Here is an 18036-nt window from a genome sequence, read left to right on the forward strand (position 1 = left end):
CTTTTTTTATTTTCATAATGTTATGGGAAGGAATGCTATGGATAAAATTCTGTATTTATCACAATTCGACCTGCTGTCCTCCTTGTCCGAGGCCGACCTGATTGAAATGGATGGGATGACTTCTATCACGACCTTACCTAAAGACAGTCAGATCCAGACACCGGCTACATTTACGGAAGGTTTCTATTTTGTAAAACGGGGAAAGGTTCGTTTATATACATTGAGCCCGGAGGGCAAGCAGTTCACGCTTGATATGTTGACGGAAGGTAACGTGTTTGGAGAGATGAATGGAATCTCACTCGGAACACGTGCCGTTTATATCGAAACGATGGAGGAATGTGATATTTGCCTGATGAACAAACCGCGTTTTGAACAGTTTCTGATTGGGCATCCGGAATTTATGATGAGACTGATGAACATACTAAGTGAACGGATCAAGCGAATGAGCGAGTTGACACAGACGCTTGCACTCGGTAACCTGCACGAAAAGGTGATACATAATCTCTTCCGGCTGGCTGAACAGATGGGATGCATCGAAGAAGAGGAGTTCTGCAAGATTCAACTGGCACTTACCCATCAGGAGATTGCCTGGATGGCGGGAGTCACACGGGAATCGGTCACCGTCGCCATGCAAGAGTTAGCAAGAGCAGGCCGTATACGTACCGGATTCAAATCAGTCTCCCTTCATCGTGACGAAATCGCTACCCTTCGAAAAATCACTGCACAGTTGTAAGATGCCTTACATCCCTTTTCTCCGGTAAGTTGTATTGTATAACGCATGAGTCTATACAACCAAGGAGGCGTATACCGTTGGATGCTAAGTCAGATCTGTTTATCCCTGAGGACGTTCTTCTTCGCAAAGGCGCCCGTAAAGCAGCGGAAATCCCAGAGCACATCCGCAATGGACTACAAGCAGGACAGATCGAATCGGTCAATCTGACCGAATGGCTGGCAGTAGATCATGTTTTTCTTTTTCAGAAGGTTACCCATGAATGGGGAATGGATGCTGAAACGATAGAAATTATGGAGCAATTAAAACAGATGAATGAGCATCGGATTATGAAAATCATTCCGGCCATTGGTATGCAATGGCTTAATCTGTTGAATCGTCTAACCATGAATGAACATACCAATCTCTTTCGTTCCATTGCAGAACATCGTTCAGACAGTATTCGCTGCTGGGCGGCTTATATCATTGGGTTGGATTCCCGGCTCAACCTGACTGAAAAGTTGGAGCGTATTCGGCCCTTTGCCGCAGATCATCACTTTGGTGTAAGGGAAATTGCCTGGATGGCGGTACGGGAGCCCATCTCTGCCGATTTATCCTCCGCTTTGCACGATTTGATCCCATGGAGCGTTGACCCTGATCCACTGATCCGTCGGTTTGCCATAGAATGCATCAGACCTCGTGGCGTATGGGCCAAACATATTCCGGAGTTAAAAGAAAACCCGGCTATGGCCCTTCCCTTGCTTGACGCGGTGAAATCGGATGCTCATAAGTATGTACAGGATTCGGTAAGCAACTGGCTGAACGATGCCGGCAAAACAAATCCCGAGTGGGTCCGGCAGGTCTGTGACACTTGGATTCAGCAGTCCGATACCAAACATACACTGCGAATTATCACACGTGCCAAACGAAGTCTTACATAAAAAGATGACCACCGCTTATTGGCAGTGGTCATCTTCTTGCTGTCTCTCAATTATGCCTGAATCGCATCCATCTGGCCTTCTTCTTCCGCTTCCAATCTGCGCATGCCCACAATCAGGACAATAATGTTAGCTACCAACAACACAGCCGGGAATGGGACCGCAGCATATTGTGCATAGATCAGATGGCTTCCCACGGCTCCAATCAGAATGAATGTCAGTATGCCTGAAGCCAGGATACGAGTCCGTGGAATCAGCAGTCCGACTGCACTAAGCAACTCGGCAGCGCCAAGCAGATACATGGTCCATGTTGGATAAGAGAAACTCTCGAATGTCTGAACCATCATGTCTGCTCCAGTAATTTTATTAAACCCCGTCATGACGAACACACCCGCAAGCACAACCAGAAAAATATAACCCAAAATTTTGTTCATATGTAGATCCTCCTGTGACAAATTATATGTTCCTACTATGTAATGAATATTTTTGCTGTACATTGTAAAAAAAATCTATGTAAAAGTTCCCAAAGGGTCACTCTGTTTTCAAGCGTTCAGCCCAGTTCCATTTTCAAAATAGTACGCGTTCATATTATACGTATTATTTATCACCAACTTACTTTTATGAAGTTAGTATATAATAATAATATAATTTCTTCAAGTAATTTCTCACCATATGATGTATAATACATACAAAAGGTATGTTACAGTATATTTTGTAGTAACCCTCATTTACTTGAATGTTCTACCATTCCAAAAGTGGCAGAAACCATGTCCTTTCATATACAACTGTGAAGAAAATGATCATGAAGCGAGGTGAATACGTTGAAACTGAGAAAAGTAAAAGCACCAAGTCCCTGTATGATTACTCAGGCGATAGACATTATAGGCAAGAAATGGGTTCTGTTGATCATGTACCAACTGTTGTCCGGACCCAAACGGTTCACGGAGCTTGAAGCAGAGATGGCGATCAGTGGACGACTTTTATCGGAGAGATTGAAGGAAATGGAGACGGAAGGCATTGTAACCCGGCACATGTTTCCGGAGATTCCTCCTCGTGTAGAGTATGAATTAACACCCAAAGGCAGAGCGATTGAACCTGTCATTGATCAGATCTACAGCTGGTCTTCCGACTGGTTGAAACAGCAGAAATCCGAGTAATTTGAATGCCGATCCATTCATGTCCGCTCGACACAAATACGCCTGAATCAGGCTGATCTGCCGATCAGTTTCCGATTCAGGCGTATTTAGATTACGTTCAACCTTGATTAATGAGAGAGATGCTTTGAGGGCTGAAGCTTGACAGGCAGACCGGAATCAGCCGATGCCAACGCCGCCGTCGTAATCTCCTGTGTACGGCAGGCATCCGCATAATCGGACAGGATTCGTGAACGGTCCCCGGTACGAAGGGCATGAATGAACGCTTCATTCTCACGCTCGTATGGATTAGGTCCTGCCGAAATCTCAAGTCCTGCCATCGCATTTGTTGCGGCACTTGGCAGAAGCAAACGTTCCGGTGTCCAGTCCCACACACCTGCATCCGTGTAGAATTGGAGTCCTGCGCCGCCCTCTCCGTCTGGCAACAGACAGGTATTGGCGATGCTTGCAATCGCTCCACTTTCCAGCTTGAGCGTCACATTCGCCACATCAGCAACGCTGACATTTTCATGTTTCTCATGCATGCTTCGCTGAGCTGCTACAGCATATACCTCTGTAACTTCTCCTGCACAATACCGAAGCAAGTCTACAATATGTGTAGTTTGCTCTACGAATTGTCCTCCAGAACCATCCTGACGCCGCCACCAGGCAACCCCTGGCATTCCGCCCATCCAGCGGCCAAGAGCCATGCCAACAGTCTGTTCTTTCATCGCTTGTTGCATTACTTGAGCAGCCTCCTGATAACGGAAATGGTATCCGACAGAGGTTAACAATCCGCTCTTCTGCACCTGATCCAACACCTGACGTGGCACGTCCATTCCGGTGCTCAATGGTTTCTCCACCAGGAATGGAATACCCCGGCGGATTAATTCGGACTCTATCGATCCATGAGACATCGGAGGCACACAGATATATACCGCATCCAACTTCTCACCATCCAGCATATGTTCAAGTTCCCCGTAACCAACAGCATCATAGACGGAGGCCATGGCCTCTGCCTTTTCCAACGTTGTTCCACAGACACTCGCGACACGAACACCTTCCATTCGTGCGAGAATATCCGCGTGCACCTTACTGAACCAGCCTGTTCCAATGATTCCGATCTGTAATGTCATGGATGTAATCCCCTCTCTATGTTACACGCTTACATGTTCCATTCGACTCTCGGCCTTGAAATCCTGCCTTAGATTTTGCCGGATGCTTCCAGCAACAGCTGATTCAGTTCCTGTGTGTGCTTGAACGTTTGCTCTTCCGACCAGTTCAAACAATCGGCCATATACGAGATAACCGCTGTTTTATAGCGACGTACTTCATCAATGCGGAAGAATAAATGACCTGTTCTTCGTACCAAAAAGTCAGACGGGGTTACAGCCATCTCTTCATCAATCGCGTAACGCAGCATCAACAGTAGCTCCTGTGGCATGCCATGGAGCTCAGCCTTGGTGCGGGGATCAGGCATTCGCTCATACAGTGCTTTTACATTGGAACCATACGTGCGAACCAGCCGCTCTGCGGCAGGCCGAGTAAGCCCCAAAGCGACACCATCCTTGATCTTGCGCTCCGCATACGATACAAATCCAGCCGAACCGCCTACGTCACCGCCGGAGATGGGCATCTTCTTCGTTACGCATGGGCCTATGTTATGTCCACTCTCCTGCTCCATCTGGCGTGCGACCAGATCAACGACCATCTCGGCCATTTTACGGTATCCGGTCAATTTGCCCCCGGCAATCGTAATCAGATTGGAATCAGAGACCCAGACTTCATCTTTACGTGAGATTTCGGAGGGATTCTTGCCTTCCTCATGAATAAGTGGACGCACACCCGCCCATCCGGATTCCACGTCTTCGATACCAATGTGTACATCTGGAAACATGCCATTGATTGCATCAATTACATAATCTCGATCCGATTCGGAGATTTGCGGGTGTGCAGGATCGTCCTGATATACGGTGTCGGTTGTTCCGACATAGGTTTTGCCATCACGTGGGACAGCAAACACCATTCGACCATCTGGTGTATCAAAATAGACTGCCTGCCTCAATGGGAATCGTTCACCATCAAAGACCAGATGAATGCCTTTGGTCATCTGCAGCGTTTTCCCCTGGCGCGAGCCATCCAATTCCCGCAGACCGTCCACCCATGGACCGGAAGCGTTGATCACCTTGCTTGCTTTCAGCGTATAATTCTGCCCATTGATCTGATCGATGGCCTGAATACCTGTAATTTGGCCATCCTCCTTCAGAAAACCCGTCGCCTTGACATAGTTCACTGCCTGTGCCCCGCGTTTAACAGCTTCTTTCAACACTTCAATGGTGAGGCGGGCATCGTCAGTCCGGTACTCCACATAGAGTCCACCACCTAATAACCCCTGTTTGCGCAATAAAGGTTCACAATCTGACACCGCTCCAGCATTCAACATTTGGCGTCGTTCACTGCGCTTCACCCCGGCGAGCCGATCATACACCATCAGTCCAATGGATGTGCTGAATCGGCCGAACGTACCTGCCGTGTAGATCGGTAACAACATCGGTTCCGGTGTTGTCACATGTGGCCCATTTTCATAAACGATAGCCCGCTCCCGTCCTACCTCAGCAACCATCTTCACTTCATATTGTTTCAAATATCGCAATCCGCCATGGACCAGTTTGGTCGAACGACTGGATGTACCCGCTGCAAAATCCTGCATTTCTACAAGTGCTGTCTTCAATCCGCGTGAAACTGCATCCAATGCAATCCCTGCACCTGTAATCCCACCGCCAATAATTAATATGTCAAAATGTGCATTCGCCATGCCTCGCAAATATTCGGTCCGGTGTGCTGAAGAGAACGTTTCTGTCATTCCTGAACCTCCCATTGATTTCCTTAATGTTTCCGTAAAAAAACAAAAAAAGGACCACGTCATTCGCTCAGCAATTGCTGAGCGGCACGTGGTCCCTCCCGATCTCCAGACATCATTTTTTAACTTGTGCCTTTATCCTATCACAGATTTTTCACGGCGTGAAGTCCTGAAATGACACATTATTCAAAAAATATTCAAAAACCTGTTCTGCCAAAGGATGGAATTTCAAATGAATCCACTAACCTTGATTTTTTCCTTATAGTGGGTTTACGTTTCGGCATCTCCAGGAAGAATAACCCTGTAAATCATGCATCATTTTCCACCAGTAAATATCATTTATAACATATGTTTAGTTAAAAAGTACAAATACCCACAATGAGGTATATTTTATTTCTTTTTATTTAAAAGCCATCGCCGCTTTCACTGCTCGCTTCCAGCCTGCATACAGTTCTGTCCGCTGATGCTCCGCCATAACAGGCTGGAAGACACGCTCCGTATTTTCATGATCGGTCAATTCATCCGCACTCGTCCAATACCCAACCGCCAATCCTGCCAGATAAGCCGCACCCAATGCCGTCGTTTCATTCACCGTTGGGCGTTCGACAGGAATGCCCAGAATATCACTCTGGAATTGCATGAGAAAATCATTCGCTGCCGCTCCCCCATCCACACGCAAAGCATGTACGGAGATACCCGAGTCGGATTCCATGGCCTCCAGTACATCTTTGGTCTGATACGCCAACGCTTCAAGCGTAGCACGGATGAAGTGTTCCTTCGTCGTGCCTCGGGTCAGGCCAAACACCGCACCCTTAACCTCGCTATCCCAATACGGACTGCCCAGCCCCACAAAAGCAGGTACCATATATACGCCGTCCGTTGAAGGCACGCGCGAGGCGTAGTCCTCACTGTCTTTGGATGATCGAAGCATCCTTAATCCGTCACGCAGCCACTGAACCGCTGAACCAGCAACAAAAATACTGCCTTCAAGCGCATATTCAACCTTGCCATTCATCCCCCAGGCTATGGTTGTAATCAGTCCGTGATCGGATTGTACCGGGTTCTCTCCCGTATTCATGAGCATGAAACATCCGGTACCATATGTATTTTTCATACTGCCCTTGGTGTAACATCCCTGACCAAACATCGCTGCCTGCTGATCTCCTGCCGCTCCAGCAATCGGAACCCGATGACCGAAGAAATGATAGTCTGTCGTATGTGCATATACCTCGGATGAACCTCGCACTTCTGGCAGCATGGCCTTAGGAATGTCGAGGATCTCCAACAATTCGTCATCCCATTGCAGATCATAGATGTTGTACATCAGGGTACGTGAGGCATTGGATATATCCGTGACATGTGTCCCCCCGCTTAGTTTCCAGATCAGCCAGCTATCAATCGTGCCAAACAGTAATTCCCCCTTCTCTGCCCGCTCCCGGGCGCCAGGGACATGATCCAGGATCCATTTGACCTTCGTTCCCGAGAAATAGGGATCGATCAGTAATCCTGTTTTGCTGCGGAAAAGGTCCCCCAGACCTTGCATCTTCAATTCTTCACAGATATCTGCAGTCTGTCTGGACTGCCATACCACTGCATTATAGATCGGTCTGCCTGTTACTTTGTCCCATACCACCACAGTCTCCCGCTGATTGGTAATTCCAATTCCCGCAATCTGGACCGGTTTGATGCCGCTCTCTGCCAGACATGAAGCCATCACGGCAAGAATGGAACTCCAGATTTCGTTGGCATTCTGCTCCACCCAGCCCGGCTTGGGGAAATACTGAGGGAATTCCTGCTGTGCAATGTGCACGATCTCTCCGCCCCGATTAAACAGAATAGCTCGGGAGCTTGTCGTTCCCTGATCCAGAGCCAATATATACTTTTCCATACAGATAACCTCCTGTTGTGGGTTCTTTTTAGGGTGTAAGCGATTTCTCAAAGTGTCGAATCAGATCTGCATTGGATGTGGTCACCGCCGTAGCTCCAACACCAAGCGCAAGTTCAACCTCTTCCGGTGATCGAATCAATCCCCCTGCAATAATAGGGATACCGGTACGCACAGACACTTCCGCAATAATATGCGGAATGACACCAGGTAATACTTCAATATAATCCGGTTGAGTTTTGGCCAGTAACAGATAACTTTTCTCCAGGGCGTGGGTGTCCAGCAGAAAAATACGCTGAATAGCTGTAATCCCTTTCTGCTTCGCTTTCTGAATGACACTTGCACGTGTAGAGATCAGTCCTGCCGGACGAATGTGCTGACACAGATACTCTGCCGCATACTCATCATTCTTCAATCCCTGTATCAGATCTGCATGCAAAAGTATTTTCTTGTCATACCGCTTCGCCTCGTCCATCACACTCTGAAGCTGTGCAATATGGGTTTCCAGCATCACCCCATAGGTATAAGGGCCTTCAATCATCGCTTCAAACTGCTTCATGCTCTTCGCAGCTGGCAATATACGTTGTCCCTCAAATGGCACCTTCGTTCCTCCCGCATTCATCAGATGCCTATATTGTATAATCCGTCCAGTGAGAACGGCAAGCCATTCCGTAAATCAGGAAATCTGGTTGCTTGCCGGCTATCAAGATCGCACCAAAAAGCCGTTGCTGTATTTCTCCTTAATGGAGAGTACAACAACGGCTCCCAGTTAATCGTGCCCTTTAATGAATTATCATTAAGCCTGTGCATGCGGAAGCAGCGTATCTGCCCCAGCCCAGCCATCATTTTCTGCCAAGTGACCGGAACGGTTCACTTTGGTCTGCAGATATTTCTCGTTGAACGCAGAGCGATCGCCCCACAGTGGGACACGTCCACCAACATTCAATCCCGCTTCCTGCAAGGCAGCCAGCTTCCGTGGATTGTTGGTGATCAATGTAACGGGTGCGGAACGAAGCGCACGTAACACAGCAATCGCATCGTCATAATTACGAGCGTCGTCCGTGAATCCAAGCTGCAAGTTCGCATCTACCGTATCCAGACCCTCTTCTTGCAAAATGTACGCCATCGCTTTGCTGAACAGACCGATACCACGGCCTTCATGGTTCGCAAGATAGAACAGGGCACCTGCTCCGTGAGCGGCGATCATCTTCATGGATTGCTCCAACTGAAAACCGCAATCACAGCGTTTGCTGCCAAAGATATCGCCTGTATGACAGATGCTGTGCATCCGAATTAATGCTTCTTGCGCTTCGGCAAAGTCACCATATACCAGAACACTGGATTGTTGGCGCTCTGCCAGTTCAGTAGCAGCGAGAGATTCAATTAACTCGCCGCTCTCCATCGCTTTGTCCGATTTCATCCAGCTATACCACTGAAATGTCTTGGTCTCCCCATCCAGGTTAACCGGAAGCTTGATCGGTCCCACCAGGTATATAAACTCTTTTCCACTCGGAAAAGTCTGAATTTTGGGGGCAAGCAGTTGAATAATATGTGAATTGATCATTGTCGTTCCTCCTGTTTAGGCCACTGTCTGTTGATTGATTCGCATCCAGAGCGAAAATGGATCACTCAGATGTTATATAGTACGTATCTATATTATTCTCATCATCATTAGTTACTTTATGTAAGTTAGTTTAGAATAAAAATTATATTGTGTCAAGTAACTTTTATTTTTAAAGTAACTACCCAATTTATGTTACGCAATGGACACAAATATGTGTTTCATTTCAGGAATATTGGGTATGACTTAATAAACTGCTCATACACTAATGTTGTAGTACAAAGCACTTCATGCCTCGAACTTAACGATGAGGGGGTAATACACATGATCCGCCGGAAAAGAACATGCTGGACAGCCATACTGATGGTCTGCGTCCTGCTCATAAGCGGATGCTCCATCTGGCCCGGACAGGACGATTCAGCGAACAACAAAAAGGTAACGCTTACATTATGGTACTGGAACCGTTCCATTGATGATAAGTTGATTGCCAGGGCTAAAGAAAAGTTCCCCAATATCGAACTGACAGCTCAGAAAATCGGCGGTGATTTCAAAGCAAAGCTCAAAACAACACTCGCTGCACGCTCAGGTGAGCCAGACATTGTTGCACTGAACGACTGGATCATGGAGCTATTCCCCAGTGAGGACCGTTTCTATAATCTGTATGATCTTGGTGCAGGAGATATTGAAGACCAATATCTGCCGTGGAAGTGGAAGCAAGGCGTGACGCCAAATGGACAGATGATCGGTTTCCCCATGGATACGGGACCGACAGCCCTCTTCTACCGGGAAGATCTATTCAAGGAAGCCGGATTGCCGTCTGATCCTGAAGACGTTACACGTCAGATCAACAGCTGGGATGCTTATGCTGCTGCCGGAGAGAAGATCAAGGAAAAATTCGGAGGCAAGGTATTTCTGACCGACAATATTGCAACCGTTTACAATCAAGTCTTATCACAGGCTGCCGAACGTTATTTCCGCCCGGATGGGTCCTTTATCGGTATGGATTCCCCTACTGTGCGCAAGAGCTGGGATACGGCCGTTGCCTTTAAAGAGAAAGGCTTGCTTGCCAATGCAGATGGCTGGACTCCGGGCTGGAACGCAGCGATGAATAACGGTGAAGTCGCCTCGTTCGTGGGTGCTGTCTGGATGAAGCAAGTACTTCAGGAAGCTGCACCGGATACATCCGGAAAGTGGCGGGTAGCTCGGGCTCCGGGAGGGGATGGCAACAACGGAGGATCATTCCTGTCTATCCTGAAGTCGAGTGAACATCCTCAGGAAGCCTTTGAACTGGTTCGCTGGCTGCAAAGTCCCGAGAATCAGTTGGAGCAATATCAGACATTGAACCTGTTCCCTTCTGCACCAGGTGTATTTGACGACTCTGCCATGACAGAGAAGGAACCCTTCTTCGGTGGGCAGGCGACCGGCCCTGTATTTGCCGACTCGGCACAGCAAGTACCGGATGCTTTTTTTGGTGAAAGATACCCCTCTGTACACAACATTATTACGCGAAGGCTGAATGATATCGCGAAGCAAAATGCCAATCCACAGCAGGTCTGGACGGATACGGTACACCGCGTTGAGCGGGAATTGCAGCGGTGAGTATAAAATACAGCGTTATCCTGATTACTGGTCCTGGTTTTATGTGGTCTTGTTATCCGCAAAGGAGGAATTCATATGGCTGTAACTGAACCTCGTCTTACGCCCGATCCTAGCAATACCAGACCTGATCTGGATCGGCAGAAGTCACTCTGGTCCAGAATGTGGGAACATCGTGCACTTTATGTTGCGATATCGCCTTTTTATATTCTGTTTGCCGTATTTGGCCTATTCCCGATCGGGTTCTCCCTCTATCTGGCTTTTCATAAATGGGATGGCATCGGGATCATGACGTACAACGGGTTTAACAATTTCAAATACATGCTGACCGATGCCGAATTCTGGCAAGCCGTGGGCAACACATTCATGATCTGGATCTATTCGACTATTCCGATGCTCTTCTTCGCATTGATTATTGCCTTTCTGCTGCATGCACCATTTGTGAAGTTCCGTACATTATTTCGGGTCGGTTATTTCCTGCCAAACGTCACGTCCATTGTGGCGGTAGCCATTATCTTCGGTGCCTTATTTGCCAACAATTATGGTTTTCTCAATTATCTGCTGCAATCGGTCGGGCTACCGGTTGTGGAGTGGCTAAATGCACCATGGGGCATCAAAGTTGCGATCTCCTCCATGGTGGTCTGGCGCTGGACCGGATATAACGCCGTTATCTATCTGGCCGGGCTACAGAGTATTCCCCAGACGTTATACGAAGCAGCCAAGATTGACGGGGCATCCGCGATACAGTCCTTTTTCCGGATCACAATCCCGATGCTGCGTCCAGTCATCCTGTTCACAGTCATTACATCAACCATCGGCGGTATGCAGCTGTTCACCGAGCCGCAAGTATTGGTAGGCAATGATGGTGGCGCGGGTGCAGCAGGCATGACGATTGTACTGTACCTCTACCGTGAATCCTTCATTAACAATTACTTCGGATACGGCGCTGCTGTTGGCTGGGGTATGTTCCTCATTATCGCCCTGTTCTCGATTGTGAACTGGAAGCTTGTTCAAGGCAAATCATCCTGATGTGATAAGGGGGAGCGCACATGGCGACCAAACACCTCAAATCGCTGGTGTTGTATACCGGTCTTATCGGGGGCATGCTCATATCCATGTTCCCGTTCTATTGGCTGATTGTAATGTCCACCCGGACAACGTCCGATATCTACAAGTTTCCACCGCAGCTCTGGTTCGGGGGCGAATTGTGGAATAATATTACGCGAGTGTTACAGCAGATTGATTTTTGGGGCGCCTTTCTGAATACGTTGTTTGTGTCGGGCCTCGTGACCATTCTGGTACTGTTTTTTGACTCACTGGCGGGGTTTGCGTTTGCGAAGTTTGAATTTCCCGGCAAAAAGTGGCTTTTCATCTTGCTGCTCGCGACCATGATGGTACCTTCCCAGCTGTCACTGGTGCCCTCCTTCGTGCTGATGGCCACGTTCGGCTGGGTCGGTTCCTTCAAAGCCCTTATTATTCCAGGCATGGTCAATGCCTTCGGGATCTTCTGGATTCGCCAATATGCTACGGAGTCGATTCCGAATGATCTGCTCGATGCAGGACGCATCGACGGCTGTAATTTCTTCCGGCTCTATTGGAACGTGGCGCTGCCGATTCTGCGACCTGCCTTTGCTTTCCTCGGTGCGTTTACCTTTATCGGCGTATGGAACGATTATCTGTGGCCTTTGATCGTCCTGACGGATGAGCGTAAATACACGTTGCAGATTGCGTTGTCTCAATTAAACGGGCTGTATAACACCGACTACGCGATGGTGATCGCAGGTACGTTGCTTGCCGTCATTCCGCTGATTGTCATGTTCCTGTTCATCAGCCGCCAGTTTATCTCGGATATTGCCGCAGGAGCGGTGAAGGATTAAGGCTGGTGTAATCGAGATCGACGTAATCTGTTCCAATTTTGATCCATCCCTCAAGTCTGATATTCTTATCTATAGTTGAAATAACAGATGCCATATAAGTTGGATGATTAGCGCCACGTGCGCGAAGGGGACAGAAAGGGCCTGAAGAAATGGAATTAAAAGCTTTCCAGAGGAAAGCTACTTCGAAAGCATATGCTTCGCATTTAGGCGATCGGAAGGCTTTCTGTACCCGAAGTGTTAACGTGTGACAGCATTCTTTCACTTATATATTTAAGAAAGAGGGATGACAAAATGGCTTCTTCACCCTATATGATCGGCGTAGATATCGGCACAACCTCCACCAAGGCCGTCTTGTTCGAGCAGAACGGAACCATTGTGGCTCAAGGCAGTGCCGATTATCCGCTGCACACCCCCACACCTGCGATTGCAGAGCAGGATGCGGAAGATATTTTCAAAGCAGTCATCGAATCGGTCAAACAGGCTACCTCCAAAGCAGGAGTTAAGCCGGACGAGATCCTATTTGTCTCGTTCAGCTCAGCCATGCACAGCATTCTGCCAGTCGATCAACACGGTACACCACTGATGCGGGCCATGACATGGGCAGATAATCGCAGTGCCGAGTGGACTGAAGTACTCAAATCGGAGATGAATGGTCACGAAATCTATCTGAGAACAGGGACGCCGATTCATCCGATGTCCCCACTCACCAAGATCATGTGGCTCACCCGGGATCAACCGGAACTGTTCCAGCAGACGCACAAATTCATATCCATGAAAGAATATGTGTTCTATAAATTATTTTCTGAATACGTCATAGATCACTCCATGGCCTCCGCCACCGGACTCATGAATCTGGAGAAACTCGACTGGGATGCAGAAGCACTCCATGTGGCGGGCATCACGCCGGAACACCTATCCCGATTGGTACCGACCACCCATGTGCTCAAACATGGATTGCATCCGGAGTACGCCAAGGAGATGGGCATTGCGTTCACCACACCGTTTGTCATCGGGGCCAGTGATGGCGTGCTCTCCAATCTGGGCGTTAACGCCATCGATCCAGGCGTTGTGGCCGTGACCATTGGTACCAGTGGAGCGATCCGTACCGTCGTGGATAAACCGGTGACCGATCCGAAAGGACGCTTCTTCTGTTATGCACTCACAGAGGATGCATGGGTGATTGGCGGACCCGTGAACAACGGCGGTGTTATTTTCCGCTGGATTCGGGACGAGTTTGCGGCTTCCGAGATAGAGACCGCGAAACGACTTGGCATTGATCCGTATGAAGTGCTCACTCGTGTTGCGGAAAATGTGCCTCCGGGTTCGGAAGGGCTCTTGTTCCATCCGTACATGACGGGTGAGCGGGCTCCACTCTGGAATCCCAATGCACGCGGTTCGTTCTTTGGCCTGACGCTGCATCATAAGAAAGAACATATGATTCGCGCTGCGCTCGAAGGTGTATTGTTCAACCTGTACACGGTTATGTTAGCAATTGAAGAAAAAATCGGTCGTCCGAAAAAGATTCAGGCTACAGGCGGCTTCGCCCGCTCCGAGTTGTGGCGCCAGATGATGGCGGATATTTTCGATCAGGATGTCATCATCCCCGAAAGTATTGAAAGCTCCTGTCTCGGCGCAGCCGTACTGGGCTTGTACGCCCTTGGCCGCATTGATTCCCTGAGCGCCGTCTCCGGCATGATCGGATCAACGCACAGACACCAGCCGGACCCGGACAGTGTCCGTGTCTACCGGGAACTGCTGCCGATCTTCATCCGCATCTCCCGCAAATTCGAAGAAGAGTATGCGGATATCGCTGCTTTTCAGAACAAGACGATGCAGGGATAGGCAATGCGGGAAGATGACCGGAGAACTGGTCAGTTTAAGTTTTAAGGGTTGGGGTTTGGTTATTGGGTTTGGTTATTGGGTTTGGTTATTGGGTTAGGTCTGGGGGTTGGGATTGGAGATTTGGAGCGTTTGAGGCTTAGAGCGGGGTTAAAAGGCTCAATGTTACACGTTGGAGATTCAAAACGTTGAACATGGAGCAGCTAACGAATCGTAGACGTCTTATTTGCAGCTTTTAGCGTGTTTTAAAAATCTAACGAATCTGAGACGCCTTATATCAGCTTACATGGGCGCAAAACTACGCTAGAACCTAATATGTTGATCATTAACGTGTCTGTGATTCGTTAGAATTTTGATTTTGCGAAATATCCTCCTATAGCTCGTCTCAGGTTCATTAGAATTGCCGGACCCTCGCTACCACGCAGCGAATCACCATCTCCTTCGCTACATCCGGCTCAAATTAACATTCGACTATTACATTTGACTCTAACGAGTACGTTTATGCACATTCATGAGGACCGTCTCACCATGCTTACGACATGCGGGACGGTCTTTTTCATGCACAGTTTTTCAGGTACATATTTTCATGTACAGTGTTTTGGTTCATCCATTTCCCTGTAAAAACTGTGCGATCAGAGTGATAAAACCCTCGTTCTCAGTGCCTTCTAATTAACTAAAAGCGCTACAGAAAAAAGCCCACAGCATGAAAAACTGTGGACCTCAAGTGTGGCTATCTTTTTAGTAATTCAAATTTCTGGATTTTCATTCATCAAACTGAAATCGCTAGATTTTATTTACTGATTATACTTGCTGAATGCATTCTGATCGGCCTGTACATTCTCCAGATACACAATCTGCCCCGCATCATTCACACGCGCGATATCAATGCCTGCTTTGGCATATACCGTTCCGTCTGCCGCTTGTCCGCATACCGCCCAGTTGGTTTGGTAACTGCCGTCAGGCTGCTGCACCCACGCGTCCCACATATGTTTTACGTCCTTATTGTACTCGTAGAAAGCTTTCATAAAACCATCGAACCCTGTGCGACTGGTACCATTAAGTACAATTTCTGCGTCCGGTGTAAACAGGGACAACAGATCTTCCATGGCGCGCTCGTCTGTGCGTGAAGCATCAAATAAACGGAAGTAGTTGTTCAACATTGTAGTGGTATTTGTAGTACTCATATATATTCCTCCTAGAATAAAAAGCCGATTTCCAATCTTTCAGTTCGAATAATTTCGAACTAACTGAAAAGAAATGTAACACACTTCCTATCCTACCCGCAAGAGATAGTTCGATATTTTTCAAACATTGAAAGAAAAAGCCGAATATGCTAACGTCATAGATATGAGAACTCCAACGATACCTATGGCTTCGGAACTGAAACTGACTACGGTCTGCAATGCACTCGGTGATCCAATCCGCATGAAAATTGCACACTGTCTGGCCAGTTCTGGCGAGAAAAACTGTTCCGCCTTCGAAGTAGACCATATTTCCAAATCCACATTGTCCCATCACATCAAAATTTTACGTGAAGCTGGCGTGATCCAGCCACGCATTGAAGGTAAACAGCACTTTTATTCCCTGCGAAAGGAAGAACTAAACTCACGTTTTCCAGGTCTCGTCGAGATGATTCTGAATACAACCGAGGAATACGCACATTAAAGTAGGCAGGTCTGGGATCGATTGAAGAACCACATTTATCATGATGGTATATCCATAAAGGAGGCTAACTATATGGACAAAAAAGCGGCAAAGATACTGCTGAGCACATTCTGGGGAGGTGGCGGCTGGAAAACAGCTTCTATCCCGTTCTCCGGGGATGAATTTGAGTATGCCAAAAGCAAAGGCGTCATGTTCGACCCACTCACGATTACGCATGACGAGATTGTCCAGCGTCTATACGACATGCATCAGGATAACTCGTTCAAGGAACGGGTGATCTCGGCCTTTCTACATAGTCTGTCCACCAAAAAAGTCTACCTGCGCAGCGCATTATCCAGCTGGGCTTTAACCTTGAACATGCCTCTGCATACCTATGGGGAACGCCCTGCCCTTCACCCTAACACCAGTGCCTGCGGGGATTGTAATTACCTGCGTTTGCAGTCAGACAAGGAATATTCCAACGTCGATTTAAACGTCCTGAACTTTGAACGGATCAAGTGGGGCGGCGTGCGTCATGGCTGGCTTCTCTATTGCCTTATGGATTTGGAATTACTGCGTAAGGACAACGATACAAGCTATGAAGTAACCCCTGAAGACCAAGCTATCCTCGTAAAGCTGCTTGAAGCAGCTCAGACGGAAGACCCCAAGGACAGTGCACGCTCACTTGAGAAAAAGTGGAAAGATATCTTGCCTTCCAGCAAACAGGAGCGGGATGCCCTGCTGGAAATCTGGGCGGCAGCTGGCATACTGGTTCCTGGGGACAAACCGAGGAAAGCCAAGGGTGGTTCCGGTGATTTCATCTTTGCAGCAACCTGGCAAGGTGATGATGGCTATCATGCAGAAACCGTAAAACAATATTTCGGCTCCTATCTTCCTCAAATGCGATAAAATCTGAACTTTGGCTCACCTTTTTTCGTACGTCTGGTTACAATAATGACATCGACAGATTTCCTGTTTAACTCGTATAATAAGGGGAAATGGGTAGATGGGAGTGAAACAAGCGAGTTTATGGTATACATACTGGCTTTTATAGTGTCTTTTGCTGTCGTGGTTCTGCTTATTCCGCCGCTTGGTCGACTGGCTCACCGGCTCGATTTTGTGGACAAGCCTCGAGAGGATGTGGAGCGTAAGCTGCACAGGCAACCGATCCCGCTCACGGCGAGTTACGCGATATTTACTGGATTTTTCCTGACATACATTGCTCTGACCAAAGAAATCACTTGGGAAACGGCGGCTCTGGTCGCTGGTGGTATGCTTCTGCTAACGATTGGTACCGTCGACGACTGGTACAAAACTAAAGGCAAAGATTTTCCTGCCCTGCCCAAGATGCTCGTACAAGTCTCTGCGGCAGTGCTCGTATTTGCTTCGGGCATTGCGTTCACCGGATTCGTGAATCCCTTCAACGCGGAATATGTCATGCTCCCGATCTGGCTGCAATTCATTCTCACGATCCTCTGGATCTTCGGAGTGACAACCGTCATCAACTTCTCGGACGGCATGGACGGACTGGCTGGCGGATTATCGGCCATCTCGGCGATTACCTTGTTCATCGTGGCCCTGGCCAAAGGACAAAGTGACTCCGCACTCATGTCGATCACTCTGGTTGGTGTGACTATCGGTTATCTGAAGTACAACAAAGCTCCTGCCAAAGTGTTCATGGGTGATGCAGGTGCTACGTTCCTCGGCTTCATTCTGGCGGTTATCGCTCTGGATGGTGCATTCAAACAAGCGACCATGTTGTCCATCTTCATTCCAATTTTGGCGCTCGGTGTACCAATCTTCGATAACATCTTTGTCGTGATCAAACGCTTCATTCAAGGTAAAGCAATCTACCAGGCCGATGCGAGTCAAGCCCATTATCGACTGCTGCGTGCCGGATTGAATCAAAATCAGGTGGTGGGTGTACTGTATCTCGTCAGCACCTGCCTCTGTCTTTCCTCCATCATATTGATGTTGGTAGAGATGTAAGTATC

17 protein-coding genes are annotated in these 18036 nt (G+C 48.0%); 10 read left to right on the top strand and 7 right to left on the bottom strand.

Annotated features, from left to right (window positions below; translation table 11 throughout):
* Positions 1–37: 37 nt before the first annotated feature.
* Both MKX40_RS28865 and MKX40_RS28870 read left to right on the top strand, forming a co-directional pair.
* Entirely contained in the window at positions 38–733 is a 696-nt protein-coding gene (locus MKX40_RS28865; RefSeq protein WP_339238511.1) for a Crp/Fnr family transcriptional regulator, read from the top strand.
* A 77-nt stretch (positions 734–810) separates the two neighbouring features.
* On the top strand, positions 811–1650 hold the full coding sequence (locus MKX40_RS28870) for a DNA alkylation repair protein (protein ID WP_339238513.1): 840 nt from the start codon (positions 811–813) through the stop codon (positions 1648–1650).
* A 50-nt stretch (positions 1651–1700) separates the two neighbouring features.
* On the opposite strand, the gene MKX40_RS28875 is transcribed toward MKX40_RS28870, so the two are convergent.
* The gene (locus tag MKX40_RS28875) at positions 1701–2081 is read right to left on the bottom strand and encodes a DoxX family protein (RefSeq protein ID WP_339238516.1); all 381 of its coding nucleotides are present in this window, start codon (positions 2079–2081) and stop codon (positions 1701–1703) included.
* A 423-nt stretch (positions 2082–2504) separates the two neighbouring features.
* On the opposite strand from MKX40_RS28875, the gene MKX40_RS28880 reads away from it, so the two are divergent.
* The gene (locus tag MKX40_RS28880; protein WP_026081419.1) at positions 2505–2804 is read left to right on the top strand and encodes a helix-turn-helix domain-containing protein; all 300 of its coding nucleotides are present in this window, start codon (positions 2505–2507) and stop codon (positions 2802–2804) included.
* Positions 2805–2911: 107 nt separating this feature from the next.
* Here MKX40_RS28880 and MKX40_RS28885 read toward each other — a convergent pair whose 3' ends face one another.
* The 5 genes from MKX40_RS28885 to MKX40_RS28905 form a co-directional block, all read right to left on the bottom strand.
* Positions 2912–3916, bottom strand: a complete 1005-nt coding sequence (locus MKX40_RS28885; protein WP_339238518.1) for a Gfo/Idh/MocA family oxidoreductase — start codon at positions 3914–3916, stop codon at positions 2912–2914.
* Between the two features lie 68 nt (positions 3917–3984).
* Positions 3985–5595 carry an FAD-dependent oxidoreductase gene (locus MKX40_RS28890; protein ID WP_339243231.1) on the bottom strand — a complete coding sequence of 537 codons (1611 nt, stop codon included), beginning with the start codon at positions 5593–5595 and terminating at the stop codon, positions 3985–3987.
* A gap of 445 nt (positions 5596–6040) precedes the next feature.
* Positions 6041–7528 (bottom strand): glycerol kinase GlpK, encoded by a 1488-nt coding sequence (gene glpK, locus MKX40_RS28895; protein WP_339238520.1) that lies wholly within the window; start codon positions 7526–7528, stop codon positions 6041–6043.
* Positions 7529–7556: 28 nt separating this feature from the next.
* Positions 7557–8126, bottom strand: coding sequence for a glycerol-3-phosphate responsive antiterminator (locus MKX40_RS28900; RefSeq protein ID WP_339238522.1), 570 nt, complete (start codon positions 8124–8126; stop codon positions 7557–7559).
* Between the two features lie 195 nt (positions 8127–8321).
* The gene (locus MKX40_RS28905) at positions 8322–9089 is read right to left on the bottom strand and encodes a GTP cyclohydrolase II (RefSeq protein WP_339238524.1); all 768 of its coding nucleotides are present in this window, start codon (positions 9087–9089) and stop codon (positions 8322–8324) included.
* A 360-nt stretch (positions 9090–9449) separates the two neighbouring features.
* Between MKX40_RS28905 and MKX40_RS28910 the strand changes: the two genes are divergently transcribed.
* The 4 genes from MKX40_RS28910 to gntK all read left to right on the top strand — a co-directional run bounded on the left by MKX40_RS28910 (position 9450) and on the right by gntK (position 14401).
* Positions 9450–10685 (top strand): extracellular solute-binding protein, encoded by a 1236-nt coding sequence (locus MKX40_RS28910; protein ID WP_339243233.1) that lies wholly within the window; start codon positions 9450–9452, stop codon positions 10683–10685.
* 159 nt (positions 10686–10844) lie between these two features.
* Positions 10845–11711 (top strand): sugar ABC transporter permease, encoded by an 867-nt coding sequence (locus tag MKX40_RS28915; protein WP_339243235.1) that lies wholly within the window; start codon positions 10845–10847, stop codon positions 11709–11711.
* A gap of 20 nt (positions 11712–11731) precedes the next feature.
* Positions 11732–12559, top strand: a complete 828-nt coding sequence (locus MKX40_RS28920) for a carbohydrate ABC transporter permease (RefSeq protein ID WP_036612996.1) — start codon at positions 11732–11734, stop codon at positions 12557–12559.
* Positions 12560–12850: 291 nt separating this feature from the next.
* Positions 12851–14401: a gluconokinase gene (gene gntK / locus MKX40_RS28925; RefSeq protein WP_339238526.1), complete on the top strand. Its 1551-nt coding sequence runs from the start codon at positions 12851–12853 to the stop codon at positions 14399–14401.
* A 791-nt stretch (positions 14402–15192) separates the two neighbouring features.
* Here the strand turns inward: gntK and MKX40_RS28930 are convergent.
* Positions 15193–15582 carry a nuclear transport factor 2 family protein gene (locus tag MKX40_RS28930; protein ID WP_237177210.1) on the bottom strand — a complete coding sequence of 130 codons (390 nt, stop codon included), beginning with the start codon at positions 15580–15582 and terminating at the stop codon, positions 15193–15195.
* Between the two features lie 184 nt (positions 15583–15766).
* Between MKX40_RS28930 and MKX40_RS28935 the strand changes: the two genes are divergently transcribed.
* From MKX40_RS28935 to MKX40_RS28945, 3 genes are all read left to right on the top strand, one after another.
* Positions 15767–16063, top strand: coding sequence for a metalloregulator ArsR/SmtB family transcription factor (locus MKX40_RS28935; RefSeq protein ID WP_339238528.1), 297 nt, complete (start codon positions 15767–15769; stop codon positions 16061–16063).
* A 72-nt stretch (positions 16064–16135) separates the two neighbouring features.
* Complete coding sequence (locus tag MKX40_RS28940; RefSeq protein WP_339238530.1) at positions 16136–16951, top strand: hypothetical protein; 816 nt, start codon at positions 16136–16138, stop codon at positions 16949–16951.
* Between the two features lie 120 nt (positions 16952–17071).
* On the top strand, positions 17072–18031 hold the full coding sequence (locus MKX40_RS28945; RefSeq protein ID WP_339243236.1) for an MraY family glycosyltransferase: 960 nt from the start codon (positions 17072–17074) through the stop codon (positions 18029–18031).
* Positions 18032–18036 lie beyond the last annotated feature (5 nt).

This window comes from Paenibacillus sp. FSL R5-0517 (assembly GCF_037974355.1).
Classification (GTDB): Bacteria; Bacillota; Bacilli; order Paenibacillales; family Paenibacillaceae; genus Paenibacillus.